The 1,840-nt window shown below is 67.5% G+C and carries 2 protein-coding genes; one reads left to right on the top strand and one right to left on the bottom strand.

What is annotated here, in order from left to right; translation table 11 throughout:
• Positions 1–1,340 (bottom strand): phytoene desaturase family protein (gene crtI / locus B0F77_RS46450; protein WP_086669369.1); only part of this gene is annotated, 1,340 nt, incomplete at its 3' end.
• 95 nt (positions 1,341–1,435) lie between these two features.
• Here crtI and B0F77_RS50680 point away from each other — a divergent pair.
• Positions 1,436–1,558 carry a hypothetical protein gene (locus tag B0F77_RS50680; RefSeq protein WP_281252634.1) on the top strand — a complete coding sequence of 41 codons (123 nt, stop codon included), beginning with the start codon at positions 1,436–1,438 and terminating at the stop codon, positions 1,556–1,558.
• Positions 1,559–1,840 lie beyond the last annotated feature (282 nt).

Raw genomic sequence — 1,840 nt, 5'->3', positions numbered from 1 at the left:
GTTCCCGCCCCCGCCAACGCCACGTTGCCGGCGCCGCGCACGACGTTGCGCGGCCGGAACGGTCCGGTCTGCGCGAAGGTGTGCGCCAGCCCGAACGGCGTCCCCGCCGCGTTGCCCCAGTCCAGCGGCGTCACGAGCACCTCGTCCCGCACCGCCGCGCCGAACCCCGTCAGGCCGCGCGCTTCCAACGTCCGCACCAGCTCGTCGCGGTACCGCGGTCCGACGCGCCGCCAGTCGATCGGCCCCGTGCCGAGGTTCGGACACGGCGCCAGCACGTAGTGCAGACCGTCCTGCGCGTGCGTGACGAGCAACGACGGGTCCGACATCAACCGTCCCTTGTGGACGATCTCGTCGAACGTCCCGCGCCACGCCTGCCCGAACAGGATGTTGTGGTGCCCGATGTCCCACGTGCGGTCCGTCGTGGCGTGCAACACCACGGCAGAAGGCGACCAACGGTGCCCAAGCGGACGCTGTGGACTCTTCCCGAGCAACCGATACGCGTCTGGCAGCTCACACGCCAGAACGACCGCATCACACTCGATACGCTCTTCCTGTGTGTGCACGGCCGAAACACTGGACCCACGCCATTCCAGCCGTGTGACCGTTGCCCCATAACGGAACTCCGCACCGTGCTTCTCAGCAGCCTTGCTCAACGCCTGAGGCACCGCATGCATCCCACCGCGCGGGTAGTACACACCCGCAATGGTGTCCATGTACGCGATAACCCCATACGCCGCGAGCGCGCGCTGCGGTGGCACCCCCGCGTACAACGCCTGGAACGAAAACACCCTGATGAGCCGCTCATCCTTGATGAACCGCCGCAGCTGCGGCTCCAGCCGCCCGAACCCGCCCAGCCGCGCCAGCCGCACGAGCTCCGGCCTGACCAGATCGAACGGCGAGTCGAAGTTCGACCCGATGAAGTGCTCGCGCTGAACCGAGTACAACTCGCCCAGCCACCGTCGCAGCTCCCGGTACCCGGCCGCTTCCCTTGCGCCGCACACGGTGCGAACCTCGGCCTCCATGGCCTCGGCATCGGCGTGCACCGCGATCCGCGACCCGTCCGCGAACCGCGCGTGATAGGCCGGATCCAGCCGGTCGAGCGTCAGCCAGTCCGCCAGCCGTTCCCCCACCGCGCCGAACGCCTCGTCCAGGTACTCCGGCATCGTCAGCACCGTCGGCCCGCTGTCCGCCGTGAACCCGCCCACCCGGACAGTCCCGGCGCGACCGCCTGGCACGTCAGCCTTTTCGAGCACGGTGACCCGCCACCCGGTGCCCCGCAGGTGCAACGCGGCCGACAGCCCGGCAAGACCAGCGCCCACAACCACGACGTGGCGAGCCATTGAGTACTTCCTTCGGGTGACAACGAAAAAAACAGCTAATGCCCTGCGCAGCAGTCCGATGAGCACGGTAGTCGTTCATCACCAGGAGGCATGTCTTGGCACCCGCACCCGCGTCCGTGCGTTCGCTCTTCATCGAAGCGATCGTCTTGGAACTCGTGACGAGCAGGCTGGGCAGCCTGTTCGTGCGGGTCGCGACAGCACTCAGGCCGAACGGCTGACCGGCGAGCAGAAGGAGATCTCCATGTGCTCGCAACCAACTCCCCGATCCCCGTACCGACGCCCGCGCCGGTTCCCCACCCCGTCCCGGCCGCCCACACCGCGACCGTGACCTCCAACGCGCGGACACCAGGGTCGTCAGCGCGCCGCAGGAATGCTTGGCACGTCTGCAAGTACCACCAACTCTTGATCGAATCGCCCTCAACTACACCCAACCGGTTCGTCACCCGACGAACCGGTTGGGTGTAGTTGAGGGCGATTCGATCAAGAGTTGGTGGTACTTG

Origin of the sequence: Lentzea kentuckyensis (assembly GCF_002150765.1) — a bacterium.
In the GTDB taxonomy this organism is placed as follows: Bacteria; Actinomycetota; Actinomycetes; order Mycobacteriales; family Pseudonocardiaceae; genus Lentzea; species Lentzea kentuckyensis.
The sequence above is the reverse complement of the archived record's forward strand: the minus strand, read 5'-3'. Positions and strand labels throughout refer to the sequence as shown.